The sequence below is a fragment of the Streptomyces sp. TAA486 genome, from assembly GCF_000426165.1.
Map to the genome: position 1 here is coordinate 43,264 of NZ_AUEV01000003.1, position 15,490 is coordinate 58,753.

Here is a 15,490-nt window from a genome sequence, read left to right on the forward strand (position 1 = left end):
AGAACGTCGTGGCTCACGACTTCGTGGCACCGGCGGTGAGTCCGGCGACGAGATGGCGCTGCGCGAACCCGAAGACGACCGCCGCGGGGACGGCGACGATGACGGCCGCGGCGGTCATCGAGCCCCAGTCCGAGCCGTACCGGTTGACGAAGGTCTGCAGCCCGCCCGCGAGAGTCAGGTTCTCCTCCCCCGTCATGAAGGCCGTGGCGTAGGCGACTTCGGCCCACGCGGTCACGAAGGTGTAGAACCCGGTGACGGCCAGGCCGGGTCTCGCCAGCGGCAGCACGAGCCGCCAGAAGGTCCCGAAGGGAGTGAGCCCGTCGACGCGCCCCGACTCGTCTATGTCGACGGGGACGGTGTCGAAGAAGCCCTTCATCATCCACGCGCAGAACGGCACGGCCACCGTCAGATAGGTGATGATCAGGCCGACGGGCTGGTTGAGCAGGCCGAGGCTCGCCATGGTGTTGTACAGCGGCACGATGAGCACCGCCATGGGGAACATCTGCGTGACCAGCAGCACCCACATCAGCGGCCGCATCCCGGGGAAGCGGAACCGGCTGATGGCGTAGCCGGTCGTCGCGGCGATGAAGACGCCGATCAGGGTCGTGCCCACGACGACGACCAGCGAATTGCCCAGCCACGTCAGGAAGTAGGTGTCGGCGACGACGTGCGTGTAGTTGTCGAGCGTGAAGTCGTTCACCAGGGCGCTGGAGAACGACTCACTCTTCGGCTTGAAGGACGTCACCAGCAGCCACAGCGGCGGGAAGAGCGCGACGGCCGTCGCCGCGAGCAGCCCCGCGTGCAGTCCGAACGCGGCGAGCGGGCCTCGCCGGCCCCGCCCTCCCGGAACGGGGATCGTCCTCGTGGCGGTCACCGTCACCACACCTCTCCCTGGCGGCGCAGCGCTCGCCTGTAGACGACCGTGAAGAGCGAGAGCAGCACCAGTATCAGCACACCCCAGGCGGCCGAAGTGGCGAAGTCCCGCGGGCTGTTGATGAAGGACAGCCGGAAGGCGTACGTCACGAGGATCTCCGTGGAGTCCTCGGGCCCGCCCCTGGTGAGCAGGTAGATCACGGGGAACATGTTGAACGTCCAGATGGTGCTGAGCAGCACGACGGTGCTGCTGACCCCGCGCACGCCGGGCAGCGTGATGTTGCGGAAGCGCTGCCAGGGCCCGGCTCCGTCCATCTCGGCAGCCTCGTACAGCTCACCGGGTATGCCCTGCAGCGCGCCGAGCATCGCGACGATCATGAAGGGGACGCCGAGCCAGACATTGACGGCTATGACGGCGATCTTGGCCCACAGCGGATCGCCCAGCCACGGCACCGCGTCGATGCCGCCCCCGTCGAGCACCTTGTTGAGCAGGCCGTTCTTCTCGTTGAAGAGCATCTTCCAGGCGAAGACGGAGACGAAGGCCGGGATGCCCCACGGCACGATCATCCCGATGCGGTAGAAGGAACGGCCGCGCACCTGCCTGTTGAGCATCACGGCCAGCGTCAGGCCGAGGGCGAATGTGACGCCGACACAGCCGGCGGTCCACACCACCGTCCATCCGAGGCGGTCCCAGAAGACGCTGTCGCCGAGGATCGCCATGTAGTTGTCGAGGCCCGTGAACCGGTACGTCGCCGGCAGGTGGTTGACGCCGATCGTGCGCTCGACGTTCGCCTCGTCGGCGTCGGTGAGCGACAGATAGACGCCGCGCACCAGCGGGTAGCCGATGATGACGCCGATCACCACGACGACGGGGGCGACCATCGCCCACGCGTACCAGTGATGGGCTGCCGACCTGCGCAGCCGTCCGGTCTCCCCGCTCTTCTTCCCGGTCCCGCGCCGGTGGACGCGGGCGCCGCCTTCGGCGTCCGCGTCCACGCGGGCCGGCCGGCTGGTGGTCTCCACAGCCATGTCCCCTGGGCCGTCCCCTCTTGCTCGCGGGCCTACTTGTAGTCCTTGAGGAGCTTGCGGAAGCCCTCACCGGTCTTGTCCGCTGCCTCCTCGGGGCTGCGGTCGCCTGCGAGCACGGCATCCATCTGGCCCCGGATCGGCTCGAAGAGGGAGTTGCCCTCGGCGATCCACGGCCTTTGCACGGCCTTCTCGACCGCGGGCCTGAAGAACTCGACCATGGCGTTCCCGCTGACCGAGGGCTTGTCGTAGACGGAGCTTCGCGTGGGCAGCAGGCTCAGTTCCTCGGTGGTGCGCTGCTGCACCTCGGCGGAGCTCATGTACTTGGCGAACTCCTGCGCGGTCCGCATGTTCTTGGTGCCCGCGTAGACCGAGAGGTTCCATCCGCCCTGCGGCGAACCGCTGCCCTTGCTCCCCGCGGGTACGGGCGCGACGCCGAGGTTGTCCTTGTCGTCCTTGAACTGCTTGCCCTGCTGGGCTCCGGCGATGTCCCAAGGGCCGTCGATGATCATGGCGACGTCGCCGTCCTGGAAGGCCTTGAGGCCGTTCTCCTGGCCGTCGCTGCTGTCGGTGACGGCCGCCTTGGAGTCGACGAGGTCCTTCATCCTCGCGAAGGCCTTGGCGCCGGGCGCGTCGTCGACGGTGATCTTCTTCTCCGAGGCGTCCACCAGGTCGCCGCCCTCCCCGTAGAGGTAGGGCAGGAACCAGTAGGGGTCGTCGCCGCGCAGGTAGAGCCCGGTCCCGCCGGTTTTGCTCTTGATCTTCTTCGCGGACTTCTTCAGCTCGTCGAAGGACTCGGGAACGCCGACGCCCGCCTTCTTGAGCATCTTCTTGTTGTAGAAGAGGCCGAGGGTGTCGGTGACCTGCGGCACGGCGTAGGTCTTCCCCTTGAAGCGGGTGCTGCCCGCGGCCGTCTTGATGTAGTCGCCGGTGTCGTCGAGCGCCGGTGTGCCGTCCAGCGGGGCGAGGTAGCCGAGGTTGGCGAAGTCGGCGACCCAGGCGACCTCGGTGCGCATCACGTCGGGGGCGCCGGAGTTGCCGCCCGCGGCGTTCTTGAACTTCTGGTTGGCGTCACCGAAGTTGACGTGCACGTACTTCACATCGACCTTGGGGTGCTTCTTCTCGAAGTCCTCCGCGATCTTCTTGTACGTGCCCTTCTCGGCGTCGTTCGAGGTGTCCCAGTACGTGACGGTGCCGGCGATCTCGCCCTTGCCGGCGCTGTCGCTGCTCCCGCCGTCCCCGCCGCATGCCGTCGCCGTCAGTGCGAGCACCGCTATCGCCGCGGTGACTGCTGTGCCACGCCGCATGTCATTCCCCTCCCATGGACCGCCCCCTGCGCCTGGGCGGCGCCGGACTGCCGAGGAACGTAACGGGGCCGAATGAGTTTGCGCAAGTACTTGCAGCAAGTTTCAGCAAGCTCGTTTCGGGCTCCGCCACCCATGCGCGGTGTGCAGTGATTGCCGCGCCCGGTACAGTCCAGCCCTGTGACCGCACGGCTAGCTGACATCGCAGCACAGGCGGGGGTCAGCGAAGCGACGGTCAGCCGTGTCCTCAACGGCAAGCAGGGCGTCGCCGCGGCCACCCGTGAATCCGTCCTCGCCGCCCTCGACGTGCTCGGGTACGAGCGTCCGCTGAAGCTGCGGCACCGCAGCGCGGGCCTGGTCGGGCTGATCACCCCCGAGCTGGAGAACCCGATCTTCCCGGCCTTCGCCCAGGTGATCGCCCAAGGCCTCACCCGGCAGGGATACACGCCGGTGCTGGCCACGCAGACCCCCGGCGGATCGACGGAGGACGAACTGACGGAGATGCTCGTCGACCGCGGCGTCGCCGGGATCGTCTTCGTCTCCGGCCTCCACGCCGACACGACCGCCGACATGCAGCGCTACGAGCGCCTGCGCGGGCAGGGCGTGCCCTTCGTCCTCATCAACGGCTACTCGGACAAGGTCCGCGCCCCGTTCGTCTCCCCCGACGACCGCGCGGCAATGCGACTGGCCGTCACACACCTCGCCGCACTCGGCCACCGGCGCATCGGTCTGGCCGTCGGACCCGAGCGCTTCGTGCCCGTGCAACGGAAGATCGAAGGCTTTCTCCGGGCCGTGCAGGAGCAGCTGGACCTGACGGCCGGTCAGGCACGGAGCTTCGTACAGCACTCCCTCTTCACGCTGGAGGGCGGACAGGCCGCCGCGAGCGAGCTGTTGGACCGCGACTGCACGGCCGTGGTGTGCGCAAGCGACATGATGGCGCTCGGCGCGATCCGGGCGGCCCGGCAGCGTCGGCTGGAAGTCCCTGACGACGTCTCGGTGATCGGCTTCGACGACTCCCCGCTGATCGCCTTCACCGATCCCCCGCTGACGACGATCCGTCAGCCCGTGCCGGCCATGGGGCACGCGGCCGTCCGCGCGCTGCTCGAGGAGATCGGCGGCACGCCCGCTCCCCACAGCGAATTCGTCTTCCTTCCTGAACTGGTCGTACGCGGCTCAACTGCCTCTGTCCCCTCGGTCGCAGGGAGGACGGAAGGGGCCGGATACCCGACCGCAGGATGATCGGAGCGGTGTCCCCTTCTGGCAGACTGTCCCCTCATGGGGGCATCCACAACGAGGACCGAACGGACAAACGGGACAGCCACCGCGGGGCCACAGACCGAAGATCGCGGGGCCGGAAGAACCGAGGGCGCCGAGGAGAGTGACAGAGCTGCCGAGGCCACGCGGGCACGTGCCGCGCGGAGGCCCAGCATCTGGTTCGAGATCGTCCTCGTCCTGCTGTTCTACGCGGTCTACTCCGCCATCCGCAACGCCGTGCCCGAGCAGCGCGTCCAGGCCCTCAACAACGCCGACTGGGTGTGGAAGACGGAGCACCTGCTCGGCATCGCCGTCGAGGACTCCATCAACCACGCGGCCGACAGCGTCACCTGGCTCATCCTCACGATGAACTACTACTACGCGACGCTGCACTTCGTCGTCACCGTCGTCGTGCTGGTCTGGCTGTACCTCGCGCACCCGGGCCGCTACGCCGCCACGCGGCTCGTCGTCTTCGCCACCACGGGCACCGCCCTCCTGGGGTACTACCTCTTCCCGCTCGCACCGCCCCGTCTGATGCGCGGCGACGAATTCATCGACACCGTCCAGGTGCACCAGACTTGGGGCTCGATGGCGTCCGGCAACCTCGCCGACATGTCGAACCAGTACGCGGCGATGCCCTCGATGCACATCGGCTGGTCGGTGTGGTGCGGCGTCACCATCGCCGTGCTCGCGAAGCCGCTTTGGGCGCGTGTGCTGGGCGCGCTCTACCCTCTGGTCACTCTCACGGTCATCGTCTGCACGGCCAACCACTTCTGGCTGGACGCGGTGGGCGGCGTCATCTGCCTGGCGTTCGGCTTCGCGCTCTCCTGGGGCTGGTACGGGCGCATGGCCTACCGGCTGCCGAGGCTGGCCGCGGTACCCGCCCGCGCCCAGGGCGTGTCGGGAAAGTAGCGTCGCCCTCCCCCTGGACCTTCGGCCCGGGACCCAGCGGGGCGGGGACCGCGGGACCTGGTGCGTGCGATCGGAAGGCGGAGGGTGGGGGCACCTCCCGGGCCACCAGGGGCAGGGGGAGAGAGCGCAGCGGACCGCACCGACCCGAGAACGCTGGCGGCACCTCCCGCGAAGCGAGGGAGAGCGTGCGTGCCAGGCCCCGTCCGGACGGGATGTTCCGGACACGCCGCAGCCCCCGAAAGCCCGCCGCCTCAGCCCTCGTAGAAGAGCCGTTCGGCCACGGCCCGCGCCCTCCGCGTCACGCGGCGGTAGTCGTCCAGCATCTCGCCGCTGCTGCCGGTCTCCGTCGCCCGCGGTCCCGGCCCGGCGGACTCGTATCCGAGGTAGCGTCCGACGGCGCCCAACTCCCTTGCCTCAGAAGGGAATGTGTCGCCCGCACGGCCCCGCACGAGCATCACCGCGTTGCGTACGCGCGTCGCCATCAGCCACGCCTCGTCGAGGATGCGGGCGTCCTCCTCGCCGATCAGCTCCGCCTCGCGGGCCGCTGACAGCGCCTCACGCGTACGTGTCGTGCGCAGCCCCGGCACGGACGCGCCGTGCCGCAGCTGGAAGAGCTGCACCGTCCACTCCACGTCGGCGAGGCCGCCGCGGCCCATCTTGGCGTGCGTGGTGGAGTCCGCACCGCGCGGCATCCTCTCCGCCTCCATGCGGGCCTTGAGCCGCCGGATCTCGCGCAGCGACTCCTCGGTCAGGCCGTCGGCCGGATACCGCACGGGGTCGACGAGTTCGGTGAAGCGGCGGCCCAGTTCCTCGTCGCCGGCGACGGGCGCCGCGCGCAGCAGCGCCTGGCTCTCCCACGCCGAGGACCAGCGGCGGTAGTACGACGCATAGGAGTCGAGCGAGCGCACCAGCGGCCCGGACTTGCCCTCCGGACGCAGATCGGCGTCGACGACGAGCGGCGGGTCGGTCGTGGGCAGCTGAAGCAGCCTGCGCAACTCGGTGGCCACCGCGAACGCGGCCTTGTTCGCCTCCTCCTCGCTCACGCCCTCGCGTGCCTCGTGCACGAAGACGACGTCAGCGTCGGAGCCGTAGCCCAGTTCGGCGCCGCCGAAGCGTCCCATGCCGATGACCGCGAAGCGCGTGGGCAGTTCGTCGCCCCACTGGCCACGGACCGCGGCGCGCAGCGCGCCTGCGACCGTGGCGGAGTTGATGTCGGTCAGCGCCGATCCGACGCGGTCGACGGCCGCTGCCGGGTCCTCCGCGGGCAACTCCTCCGTCCCGTAGGCGCCGATGATGTCCCCCGCAGCCGTACGGAACAGTTCACGGCGCCGGACTCCGCGGGCCGCCGCCACCCCCGACTCGGCGTCCTCGGCGCGGCCGACGGCGGCCAGAACCTCCTGGGTGAGCGACTCACGTGAACGCGGCAGCAGCCCATGCTCGTCGCCGAGCAGTGCGACAGCTTCGGGGGCACGCAGCAGCAGGTCGGGAGCGAAGCGGCCGGCCGAGAGGACCCTCGCGAGGTTCTCCGCCGCCGCTCCCTCGTCCCGCAGCAGGCGCAGATACCACGGCGTGTTGCCCAGTGCGTCGGAGACCTTGCGGAAGCCCAGCAGCCCCGCGTCGGGGTCCGAGGAATCGGCGAACCAGCCCAGCAGCACCGGAAGAAGAGTGCGCTGGATGGCGGACTTGCGGCTCACGCCGCTGGCCAGGGCCTCCAGGTGCCGCAGCGCCCCGGCCGGGTCGGCGTAGCCGAGTGCCTCCAGCCGCTGCCGTGCGGCACGCGGGGAGAGCCGTGCCTCTCCGACCTCCAGCTGGGCGACGGCGTCCAGAAGCGGACGGTAGAAGAGCTTCTCGTGCAGCCGCCGCACGGCCGCGGCGTGCCGCCGCCATGCCCGGTGCAGCTCGGTGACGGGTTCGCTGCGGTAGCCGAGCGAACGGCCCAGGCGCCGCTGGTCCGCCTCGCTCTCCGGCATCAGGTGCGTACGGCGCATCCTGTGCAGCTGGATGTGGTGCTCCATGGTGCGCAGGAAGCGGTACGCCGAATCCAGCGCCGCCGCGTCCTGACGCCCGACGTAGCCGCCCACGGCCAGCGCCTCCAGCGCGGCGAGGGTGGTGGGGCTGCGCAGCGTCGTGTCGGAGCGTCCGTGCACCAACTGCAGGAGCTGTACGGCGAATTCGACGTCCCGGAGCCCGCCGGGCCCCAGCTTCAGCTCACGCTCGACCTGGGCGGCGGGGATGGCCGCGACGACGCGGCGGCGCATCTGCTGCACGTCGGGGACGAAGTTCTCCCGCTCCGCGGCCTGCCAGACCATCGGGGCCACGGCCTCCACGTACGCCTCGCCGAGTGCGGTGTCGCCGGCGACCGGACGTGCCTTCAGCAGCGCCTGGAACTCCCATGTCTTCGCCCACCGGTTGAGGTAGGCGAGGTGGGAGTAGAGCGTGCGCACCAGCGGGCCGTTGCGGCCCTCGGGGCGGAGGTTGGCGTCGACGGGCCAGATCGTGCCCTCGGTGGTGGTGTCGGAGCAGATGCGCATCATGCGGGCGGCGAGGCGTCCCGCGGCTTGCAACGCCTGTGATTCCTCGGTGCCTTCGACGGGCTCCGCGACGAAGATGACGTCCACGTCCGAGACGTAGTTCAGCTCGTGGCCCCCGCACTTGCCCATGCCGATCACCGCGATCCTGCACATGGCCGCGTCCTCGGGCGCCTCCGTCTGCGCGATGGTGAGGGCGGCGCGCAGCGTCGCGGTGGCCAGGTCCGCCAACTCGGCGGCCGTACGGGCCAGATCGCTCGTGCCGCACACGTCGCGGGCCGCGACGGACAGCAGGCTGCCCCGGTAGCGGTGACGCAGATCGTCCGGTCCGCTCGCCGGGCCGACGAGGGCCTCGAACTCCTCGACGCCTGGGTGCAGATCGGCGGCGGCCTCGTACGTCACGAGAGCCTGCCAGTCGTCGGGGTGGGCGACCAGATGCTCGCCCAGCGCCTCGGAGACGCCGAGCACGCCGAGCAGCCGGTCACGCAGAGGCTTGCTCGCCAGCAGCGTGTCGACGAGCGGCTGCGGGTCCTCCTGCGCCTCGATGAGCCGTACGAGCCCGCGCAGCGCCAGGTCCGGGTCCGCGGTGGCGGCGAACGCGTCCAGCAGACCGGTGTCGCCGCGCACCTCCTCCAGGCCGGGCGTGGCGAGCAGCCCTTCGGCGGCGGCGGGTTCGGTGAATCCGCGCCTGATGAGTTGTCCGTACCGGCTGTCCCGGCGCCCGCCGTGCACCTGACCGTCCTCCGTCGTCTCGCTCCCCGAGTCTCCTGGTGCCCGGACCTCGTGCCTCCCCCTGGGCCTTGCGGCCCGGGTGGTACCCCCAGATGCGGCCGGGCCTCACAGCACGGGCAGGCTCTTGCGCAGTCCGAAGGCGGTGACCTCGCTGCGGTACTCCTCCCACTTCTGCTTCTTGCTGCGCAGGAAGTGATCTGCCGAGTCTGCCACGTGCGGCTCCGCGTCGATACCTTCGACTGACCTGCGATGACACGTTGCCCAGTTCTCGGAGCCTGTCAGTTGGCCGCTCTCGGACGGCCCACACACGGCCCGGCGCCCTCGCGCATGCAGACCGGACTGCAGATCTGCCTGCTCAGCCTTCCCAAGTTCGAGTCCTAGTGTCGCCACCTGCGAAGAGACCGCCCCTGACCAGCAACATGGTCAGGGGCCGAATCTTCTGATGATCACCGTCGGGCGCCGCGGCTCCCTGTGGCCCTCTGTCCGGCTCCGATCGCATGTGGGCCGCAGGGACGCAGGGCGCTCGCAGGGTCAGGCCGCACTGGTCACGGACACCGGGACCTTGTTGGTGACGATGTCGAACACCGGTGACCGCTCTTGGGCAGTCTCGACCAGCCGCTGAACCTGCTCCATGTCGCCGTCGCAGTCGACCTTCATACTCACGCGGATCCGCTCGTACCCATTGCGCACGTTCTCGTCCATCCCCAGGAAGCCGCGCAGGTCGAGATCGCCTTCGAGCCGGGACTCCACGCGGTGGACGGTGATGCCCTTCGCGGCCGCGTGATAGACGAGAGACGTGGTCAGGCATGCCGCCAGGGCGTGCAGGAGCGCCTCCGTCGGATTGGCGCCTTCATCGTGCCCCAGCAGGGGAAGCGGTTCGTCCGCGTCGAAAGTGAACGTCCGTTGCCTCGTGTCGTCTTCGGCTCCGGAGCTACGGAAGGACCCGAAGGAGGAACGGTTGTGAGCTCCGCCCAACCACTCGTTCGAAGCCCGGAACTGGAAGTCGGCACAGCCGACATCCGTGCCGATCGCGTCAATGGTCTCCCTGAGCCGTTCCGTGTCCACCCCGTTGATCGGTGTGACGGGCGTTCGTGCCTGAGCCATCTCACTCACCTCTCGACCGTCGCCGGCCCCCGGGCAGAGCCTCGAACGTGGCAGCAACCGCTCTGCCCAGGACGTCCTTGATTTCGACACTTGCAGGAGCAGCAGCGTGATGAAAGGGCCACTCGGCCCCGATGGGTGAACCGCCGGGCCCTGCCGCCCGCTACGTGTGCCGGCCGGCACACGTAGCCGCCCGCTGCGACTTTCACCCCGCACCCGCGGGAGCTTCCCGCCCCACGACGGACCTCCGACGACGCCGAGGGTGTCGCTCACGCCGGCAAGCCCCCGTCGTGGAACTCACCATCGGTGGTGCACCGAGTTCGCTGGGCACCTGTAGCCCACAAGACACCTGGGCCCGTGGGGGTCGCGGGCGTCGGTCAACTCGCCTCGGACCTCGATGAGTCGACCGTCGACGTTCCCTGCCAACCGCGGGCGTTCCCCACTGCTGGTGTCAGCGGTTGGTGAGCGAAGAGGGGCCCTCTGGACGACCGTGCTTGCCGTACGCGCCCAACTGCTCACACAGCGAGGCATGAATCACCGGCGTCACGGGCTCGCCCTGCGTGCGGGCGATGATCTGCTCCGCCACGATCCGTAGCTTGGTGTCGGTGCGGTGCGACACGACGCGCAGAGCCACCCACGCTGCCTCCGCGGTGCAGCCGAACCACTCCATGAGCACGCCCCGCGCCAGGTCGATGACGGACCACGCTTCCATCGCACGGCGCAACTGCCGGCTCTCGGTGCGTACCTCTTCCGCCTGATCCACAACCGATCTGCCCCCCTTGGCTGAACTGGGGCGGATGGTCGAGTCCGCCCGGAGTACAGAACCTACCCACGTTGAGGCGGATTTCAGCCCCGAGCACCTCAGGGCCGGAGAAATCCAGAAAAGCCATGCACCGTTTGCTATAAGGGCCCGCCCGAACACCGTGCGAGTCCCGTCGATCCCACCATGTGTTCGTCGATTGCCGACCTCGGTTGCGAAGCACGGGGCGGGAGGTCAAGGGCTCGTGAACTCGCCCATGACTCGGGCAGTCTTCTGACCGGGGCTCTTCCTGCGGGCCTGCGTGACCGGGCATGTCACGTCTCGGGGCTCCGCATCGTCGTAATGCTGAACATCCAGCCGGTGTTCTCGCGACGAAGAAGGAGACTCTCGTGTTCGCGACCTACCTCGTGGTCACCCTCCTCGCCGCGGCCGTCAACGGCTTGGCCGCCGCCGCCAACTTCGTCGGCCACGATTACCCCAAGAGCCAGGCGGACAAGTTGTCCGTACCTCGGTCCTGGATGCGCCCGTTGGGTGCCCTGTTGGCGGCGGGCGCGCTGGGACTGCTGTCCGGGCTCGCCGTGCCGGTACTGGGCACGCTCGCCGCCGCCGGTCTCGTGCTGTACTTCCTCGGTGCGCCTCGGAACCCAGGACCCTCTCTACCAGCGGTTCTGCAGCAGAGCAGAGGCTCACCATCTGACAGACGCGAGGCGACAGGACACCCGTGAGGACACCTGGCAGCTGTCAGGCCAGCGAGAGGAGTTGACTTCAACTTAAGTTGAAGTCCTAGGTTTCCCCCATGGACACCACGAACTCCACTCGCCCCGCCAACGACGCCGACGAGCAGAGGATTCGCGAGTTGGTCGCGCGGTCCCAGGAGGCGCAGACCGACCCGGACGTGCTGCCTGCGCTGCACACCGCAAACTTGGTGATCGTCAACTTGGCTGGGCGGCGCCTCTTCGGGCGTGAGGCCTTCGCTTCGGCCATGGCCGAAGCGCTCTCGTCCCCGCTCAAGAACATCCGGACCTCGCTGGAGGTCGACGACATCCGGTTCACCACCCCAGACGTCGCTATCGTCAGCCTCACCAAGACCGTCCACGACGAACGGTCCGAGGCGGAGGGCTCGTCCGAGCTGCCCTCGGTCGGTGTCATGACCTACGTCTTGACCCGCCAGGGCGACGACTGGCGCATCGCTCTGGCCCAGACGACACCGGTCCCCTGAGCGGCCGCTATGCCGACCAGAGCGCGATTTCCGCGAATGCCATGTCGTTTGAGAACCCGACCCATCAGCGTTCTCGTTCTCAGACGACATGGCGACTCCGCAGGTCGAAAGCCCGTCGTCTGACGGATGCGCTGCGACAGGACACTTGAGACTGCCAGCAAGATGGGCTGCGGCTGAACCTTTGAATGACAGATCGTCAGCCGGTGCTGTGGCCCTGCCTGATGCGCTGGGTGGGAGTGCTGGGGTTGGGCGAGGCCGGATCTGCCACGCCCTGTAAGAGCTGCTGCTCGCCGATCTGCGCTCCGCCGGTCTGCTGGGCTTGCCCGGCGGTGACAGACTTGACTTGAAGTTAAGTTGAGGTTGCAGAGTGGGCGTTCTTCTGCGGACCTATTGGAAGGAACGGTCATGCGCGCCGTCGTGCTGCACGAGTTCGGACCCGCTGAGAATCTCCGCTACGAGACATTGCCCGATCCGGTACCGGGACGGGGCGAGGTCCGTGTCTTGGTGAGGGCCGCGGGAGTACACCAGATCGAGACGGCGATGCGGGAAGGGCTGGAGATCGGCCCGCCGCTTCCCGCACTTCCGGCGATCTTCGGGGGAGAGGTGGCCGGCGTCGTCGACTCAGTCGGGCCAGACGTGGACGAGGCCTGGATCGGCGCCAAAGTGGTGACCGCACACGGCAGGCCAGGGGGCTACGCCGAGCTCGCCGTCGCCGGCGTCTCATCCCTGCACCGGATCCCGGACGGATTGGGGTACGAGGCCGCCGTCACCATGATCGTCACCGGCACTACCACCATCGGCCTGCTCGACATCGCAGAGCTCACCCCCGACGACGTAGTCCTGGTCACGTCTGCGGCCGGTGGTATCGGCCGCCTGGTGCTCCAGTTCGCCCGCCGCCTCGGGGCCACGGTCATCGGCGCGGCGGGCGGGCCGTCCAAGACCGCCGCCGTGCGAGAGCTGGGAGCCGATGTGGCAGTCGACTACAACCAGCCGGACTGGCCCGGCACGGTCCGCGACGCCTTGGGAGGGCGCAGCGTCACGGTCGTTCTGGACGGTGTCGAGGGCGAAAAGGGGCGGGCCGCCTTCGGGCTGCTGGCCGAGAGCGGGCGTTACATCACCATCGGTGCGGCCTCCCGGGAGGAGTTCCGCCCCGATGAAGCGGAGCTGAATGAGCTCGGCGTGCGCTTCACCGACGCGCTGACCCTGCTGTTGGAGGGCCAAGACGCGTCCGCCGACGAGGCCCGAGCGCTCGCCGAGGCCGCTGACGGGAGCCTGGTGCCCGCCTTCCAGCCCTTCCCCCTGTCACAGGCTGCCGCAGCGCACGCCGCCCTGGAGACGCGGGCAACGACAGGCAAGGTCGTTCTCGTCCCCGACGCCCGGAGTGATTCCGGAGCCCGAGCCGGGTGAGCGGGACCAGTCGGCCCGAGGGCACGGCATGCACGCGCTGAGGCACTTCTACGCCTCAGTTCTGCTCGACGCCGACGAGACCATCAAGGTCCTGAGTCACTACGTCGGACACAGCGATCCGGGATTCACGCTCCGCGTGTACACGCACCTGATGCCGAGCAGCGGGGGACGGACTCGACGGGCTGTGGACAGCATGTACAAGGGTGTCGATTCAGCGTCAGACGGCCCGGAGACGGCCCAGAACAACTGAGCGCTAGCTGGGGCCGACGGCTGGACTCCGTCGGCCCCAACTACAGCCAAGCAGCGATATGTTCGTTGACCTGCACTTACAGCACCGGCAGGCTCTTGCGCAGTTCGAAGGCGGTGACCTCGCTGCGGTACTCCTCCCACTCCTGCTTCTTGTTGCGCAGGAAGAAGTCGTACACGTGCTCGCCCAGCGTCTCCGCTACGAGCTCACTGCGTTCCATCAGCGTGATCGCCTCGCCCAGGTTCTGCGGCAGCGGCTCGATGCCCATGGCCCGGCGCTCGGCGTCGGAGAGCGCCCACACGTCGTCATCGGCGCCGGGCGGCAGCTCGTAGCTCTCCTCGATGCCCTTGAGCCCGGCGGCCAGCAGGGTGGCGTAGGCGAGGTAGGGGTTGGCACCGGAGTCGAGGGAGCGCACCTCGATGCGGGTGGAGCCCATCTTCCCCGGCTTGTACATGGGCACGCGGATCAGCGCGCTGCGGTTGTTGTGCCCCCAGCAGATGTACGAGGGGGACTCGCCGCCCTCGCCGGCCGTGCGGTTGGCGCCGCCCCAGATCCGCTTGTAGGAGTTGACCCACTGGTTGGTGACGGCGGAGATGTCGCCCGCATGGGTGAGCAGCCCGGCGATGAAGGAGCGGCCGACCTTGGAGAGCTGGTATTCGGAGCCGGACTCATAGAAAGCGTTCCGGTCGCCCTCGAAGAGCGACAGATGGGTGTGCATCCCGGAGCCGGGGTGCTCGGAGAAAGGCTTGGGCATGAACGTGGCCTGCACACCCTGCTCCAGCGCCACCTGCTTCATCACGAGCCGGAACGTCATGATGTTGTCGGCGGTGGAGAGCGCGTCGGCGTAGCGCAGGTCGATCTCCTGCTGGCCGGGGGCGCCCTCGTGGTGGGAGAACTCCACCGAGATGCCCATCGACTCCAGCATCGTGATCGCCTGCCGCCGGAAGTCCATGCCGACGTGCTGCGGTGTGTGGTCGAAGTAGCCCGAGGAGTCCGCGGGCACCGGCCTCGTGCCGTCCACCGGACGGTCCTTCAGCAGGAAGAACTCGATCTCCGGGTGGGTGTAGAAGGTGAACCCGAGGTCGGACGCCTTGGCCAGGGCGCGCTTGAGCACGTAGCGCGGGTCCGCGTACGACGGTGAACCGTCCGGCATGAGGATGTCGCAGAACATCCGGGCCGTACCCGGGGCCTCGGCCCGCCACGGCAGTATCTGGAACGTGCTCGGGTCCGGCTTGGCGATCATGTCGGACTCGTAGACGCGGGCGAAGCCCTCGATCGCGGACCCGTCGAAGCCCATGCCCTCGTCGAAGGCCTGCTCGAGCTCGGCGGGCGCGACAGCGACGGACTTGAGGAAGCCGAGGACGTCGGTGAACCACAGCCTTACGAACCGGATGTCGCGCTCCTCGAGCGTACGGAGCACGAATTCCTGCTGCTTATCCATAGTCACCCATCCTCGCTGGTCGGGGTGGCTCCTCGCACCCGGTGGGCCCTGGACCTGACGGCCCGGAGGGCCCCGCTCACGGGCCGGCCGCCCGGATTCCGGGGCGGGCCGGACGAGCATCCCACCTCAAGGTTTCCGGAGCGTTGCCTGCGCCCGCTCCGTCTCCTCACGCCGCTCCCAGTAGACCACGGGAGGGGTGCCCCGACGCGAGCCGGGAAAGGCGTCATCGCGGGGTCGGGAAGGTGTCGGAGGAGCGCCCGGAGGATGCCTCTGCGCGGCGCGGGCAGGGCTCCGGGCGGGGACCGACCCCGGAGCGGGGGCGCGGGTCCCGGGCCACCGGTCGCAGTCGCGGAAGCCGGCTGCGGAAGGTGCGGAGAGTGGCAGCAGAAAGCCGGGCTCCGCGAGCGGCTCCGGAGACCGCCCGAGCGGGAACGCCGGGACGGCCGAGGCTTGCGGAGGCGCCTCGCGGCAACCGGCCGGGAAAGTGAAAGCCGCGGTCCGGTAGTGGGGGATACCGGACCGCGGCTGGGTGGTGCCGGCCGGTCCGTCGCGAGCGGCGTCCGGCCTTGTGGTCGTGAGTCGTGAGCCGTCCTGCCCGGCGACGTCACGCAATGAAGTTCGCACACCGGCGAAGGGGAGAACAAGAGTTACCGGTGAGTGTGCCAATCGACATCTTGTGGTGCGTA

General features: G+C 69.0%; 13 protein-coding genes and 1 pseudogene. 6 read left to right on the forward strand and 8 right to left on the reverse strand.

The genetic code is table 11. The annotated features are described in order from the left end of the window. Nucleotides 1–13: 13 nt before the first annotated feature. The 3 genes from I004_RS0106910 to I004_RS0106920 are packed head-to-tail and all read right to left on the reverse strand — an operon-like array spanning nt 14 to nt 3,206. A complete protein-coding gene (locus I004_RS0106910; protein WP_486579821.1) occupies nt 14–874 on the reverse strand; it encodes a sugar ABC transporter permease in 861 nt (286 codons plus the stop codon). Between the two features lie 2 nt (nt 875–876). Further along, nucleotides 877–1,902 (reverse strand): carbohydrate ABC transporter permease, encoded by a 1,026-nt coding sequence (locus tag I004_RS0106915; RefSeq protein ID WP_028434877.1) that lies wholly within the window; start codon nt 1,900–1,902, stop codon nt 877–879. A 32-nt stretch (nt 1,903–1,934) separates the two neighbouring features. Further along, nucleotides 1,935–3,206: an extracellular solute-binding protein gene (locus I004_RS0106920; RefSeq protein ID WP_028434878.1), complete on the reverse strand. Its 1,272-nt coding sequence runs from the start codon at nt 3,204–3,206 to the stop codon at nt 1,935–1,937. 177 nt (nt 3,207–3,383) lie between these two features. Between I004_RS0106920 and I004_RS0106925 the strand changes: the two genes are divergently transcribed. Both I004_RS0106925 and I004_RS0106930 read left to right on the forward strand, forming a co-directional pair. Beyond that, a complete protein-coding gene (locus tag I004_RS0106925) occupies nt 3,384–4,442 on the forward strand; it encodes a LacI family DNA-binding transcriptional regulator (RefSeq protein ID WP_028434879.1) in 1,059 nt (352 codons plus the stop codon). 36 nt (nt 4,443–4,478) lie between these two features. Beyond that, nucleotides 4,479–5,369 carry a phosphatase PAP2 family protein gene (locus tag I004_RS0106930; RefSeq protein ID WP_028434880.1) on the forward strand — a complete coding sequence of 297 codons (891 nt, stop codon included), beginning with the start codon at nt 4,479–4,481 and terminating at the stop codon, nt 5,367–5,369. A gap of 251 nt (nt 5,370–5,620) precedes the next feature. Here the strand turns inward: I004_RS0106930 and I004_RS0106935 are convergent, their stop codons facing one another. The 4 genes and pseudogenes from I004_RS0106935 to I004_RS32665 all read right to left on the reverse strand — a co-directional run bounded on the left by I004_RS0106935 (nt 5,621) and on the right by I004_RS32665 (nt 10,493). Next, a complete protein-coding gene (locus tag I004_RS0106935; RefSeq protein WP_028434881.1) occupies nt 5,621–8,629 on the reverse strand; it encodes a bifunctional [glutamine synthetase] adenylyltransferase/[glutamine synthetase]-adenylyl-L-tyrosine phosphorylase in 3,009 nt (1,002 codons plus the stop codon). Nucleotides 8,630–8,734: 105 nt separating this feature from the next. Continuing rightward, nucleotides 8,735–8,827, reverse strand: a pseudogene (locus tag I004_RS38920) (glutamine synthetase); the annotation flags it as partial. Between the two features lie 333 nt (nt 8,828–9,160). Continuing rightward, a complete protein-coding gene (locus I004_RS0106945; protein ID WP_028434883.1) occupies nt 9,161–9,733 on the reverse strand; it encodes an OsmC family protein in 573 nt (190 codons plus the stop codon). 448 nt (nt 9,734–10,181) lie between these two features. Continuing rightward, nucleotides 10,182–10,493: an ANTAR domain-containing protein gene (locus I004_RS32665; protein ID WP_051344802.1), complete on the reverse strand. Its 312-nt coding sequence runs from the start codon at nt 10,491–10,493 to the stop codon at nt 10,182–10,184. A gap of 386 nt (nt 10,494–10,879) precedes the next feature. Between I004_RS32665 and I004_RS32670 the strand changes: the two genes are divergently transcribed. From I004_RS32670 to I004_RS0106970, 4 genes are all read left to right on the forward strand, one after another. Then, on the forward strand, nt 10,880–11,215 hold the full coding sequence (locus I004_RS32670; protein ID WP_078510905.1) for a DoxX family protein: 336 nt from the start codon (nt 10,880–10,882) through the stop codon (nt 11,213–11,215). 71 nt (nt 11,216–11,286) lie between these two features. Continuing rightward, nucleotides 11,287–11,709: an SgcJ/EcaC family oxidoreductase gene (locus I004_RS0106960; protein ID WP_051344803.1), complete on the forward strand. Its 423-nt coding sequence runs from the start codon at nt 11,287–11,289 to the stop codon at nt 11,707–11,709. 405 nt (nt 11,710–12,114) lie between these two features. Continuing rightward, nucleotides 12,115–13,116, forward strand: coding sequence for a zinc-binding dehydrogenase (locus tag I004_RS0106965; protein WP_028434885.1), 1,002 nt, complete (start codon nt 12,115–12,117; stop codon nt 13,114–13,116). Nucleotides 13,117–13,144: 28 nt separating this feature from the next. Next, nucleotides 13,145–13,366, forward strand: a complete 222-nt coding sequence (locus I004_RS0106970; RefSeq protein ID WP_106965294.1) for a site-specific integrase — start codon at nt 13,145–13,147, stop codon at nt 13,364–13,366. A 76-nt stretch (nt 13,367–13,442) separates the two neighbouring features. Here the strand turns inward: I004_RS0106970 and I004_RS0106975 are convergent, their stop codons facing one another. Next, the gene (locus tag I004_RS0106975) at nt 13,443–14,804 is read right to left on the reverse strand and encodes a glutamine synthetase family protein (RefSeq protein WP_028434887.1); all 1,362 of its coding nucleotides are present in this window, start codon (nt 14,802–14,804) and stop codon (nt 13,443–13,445) included. Nucleotides 14,805–15,490: the final 686 nt, after the last annotated feature.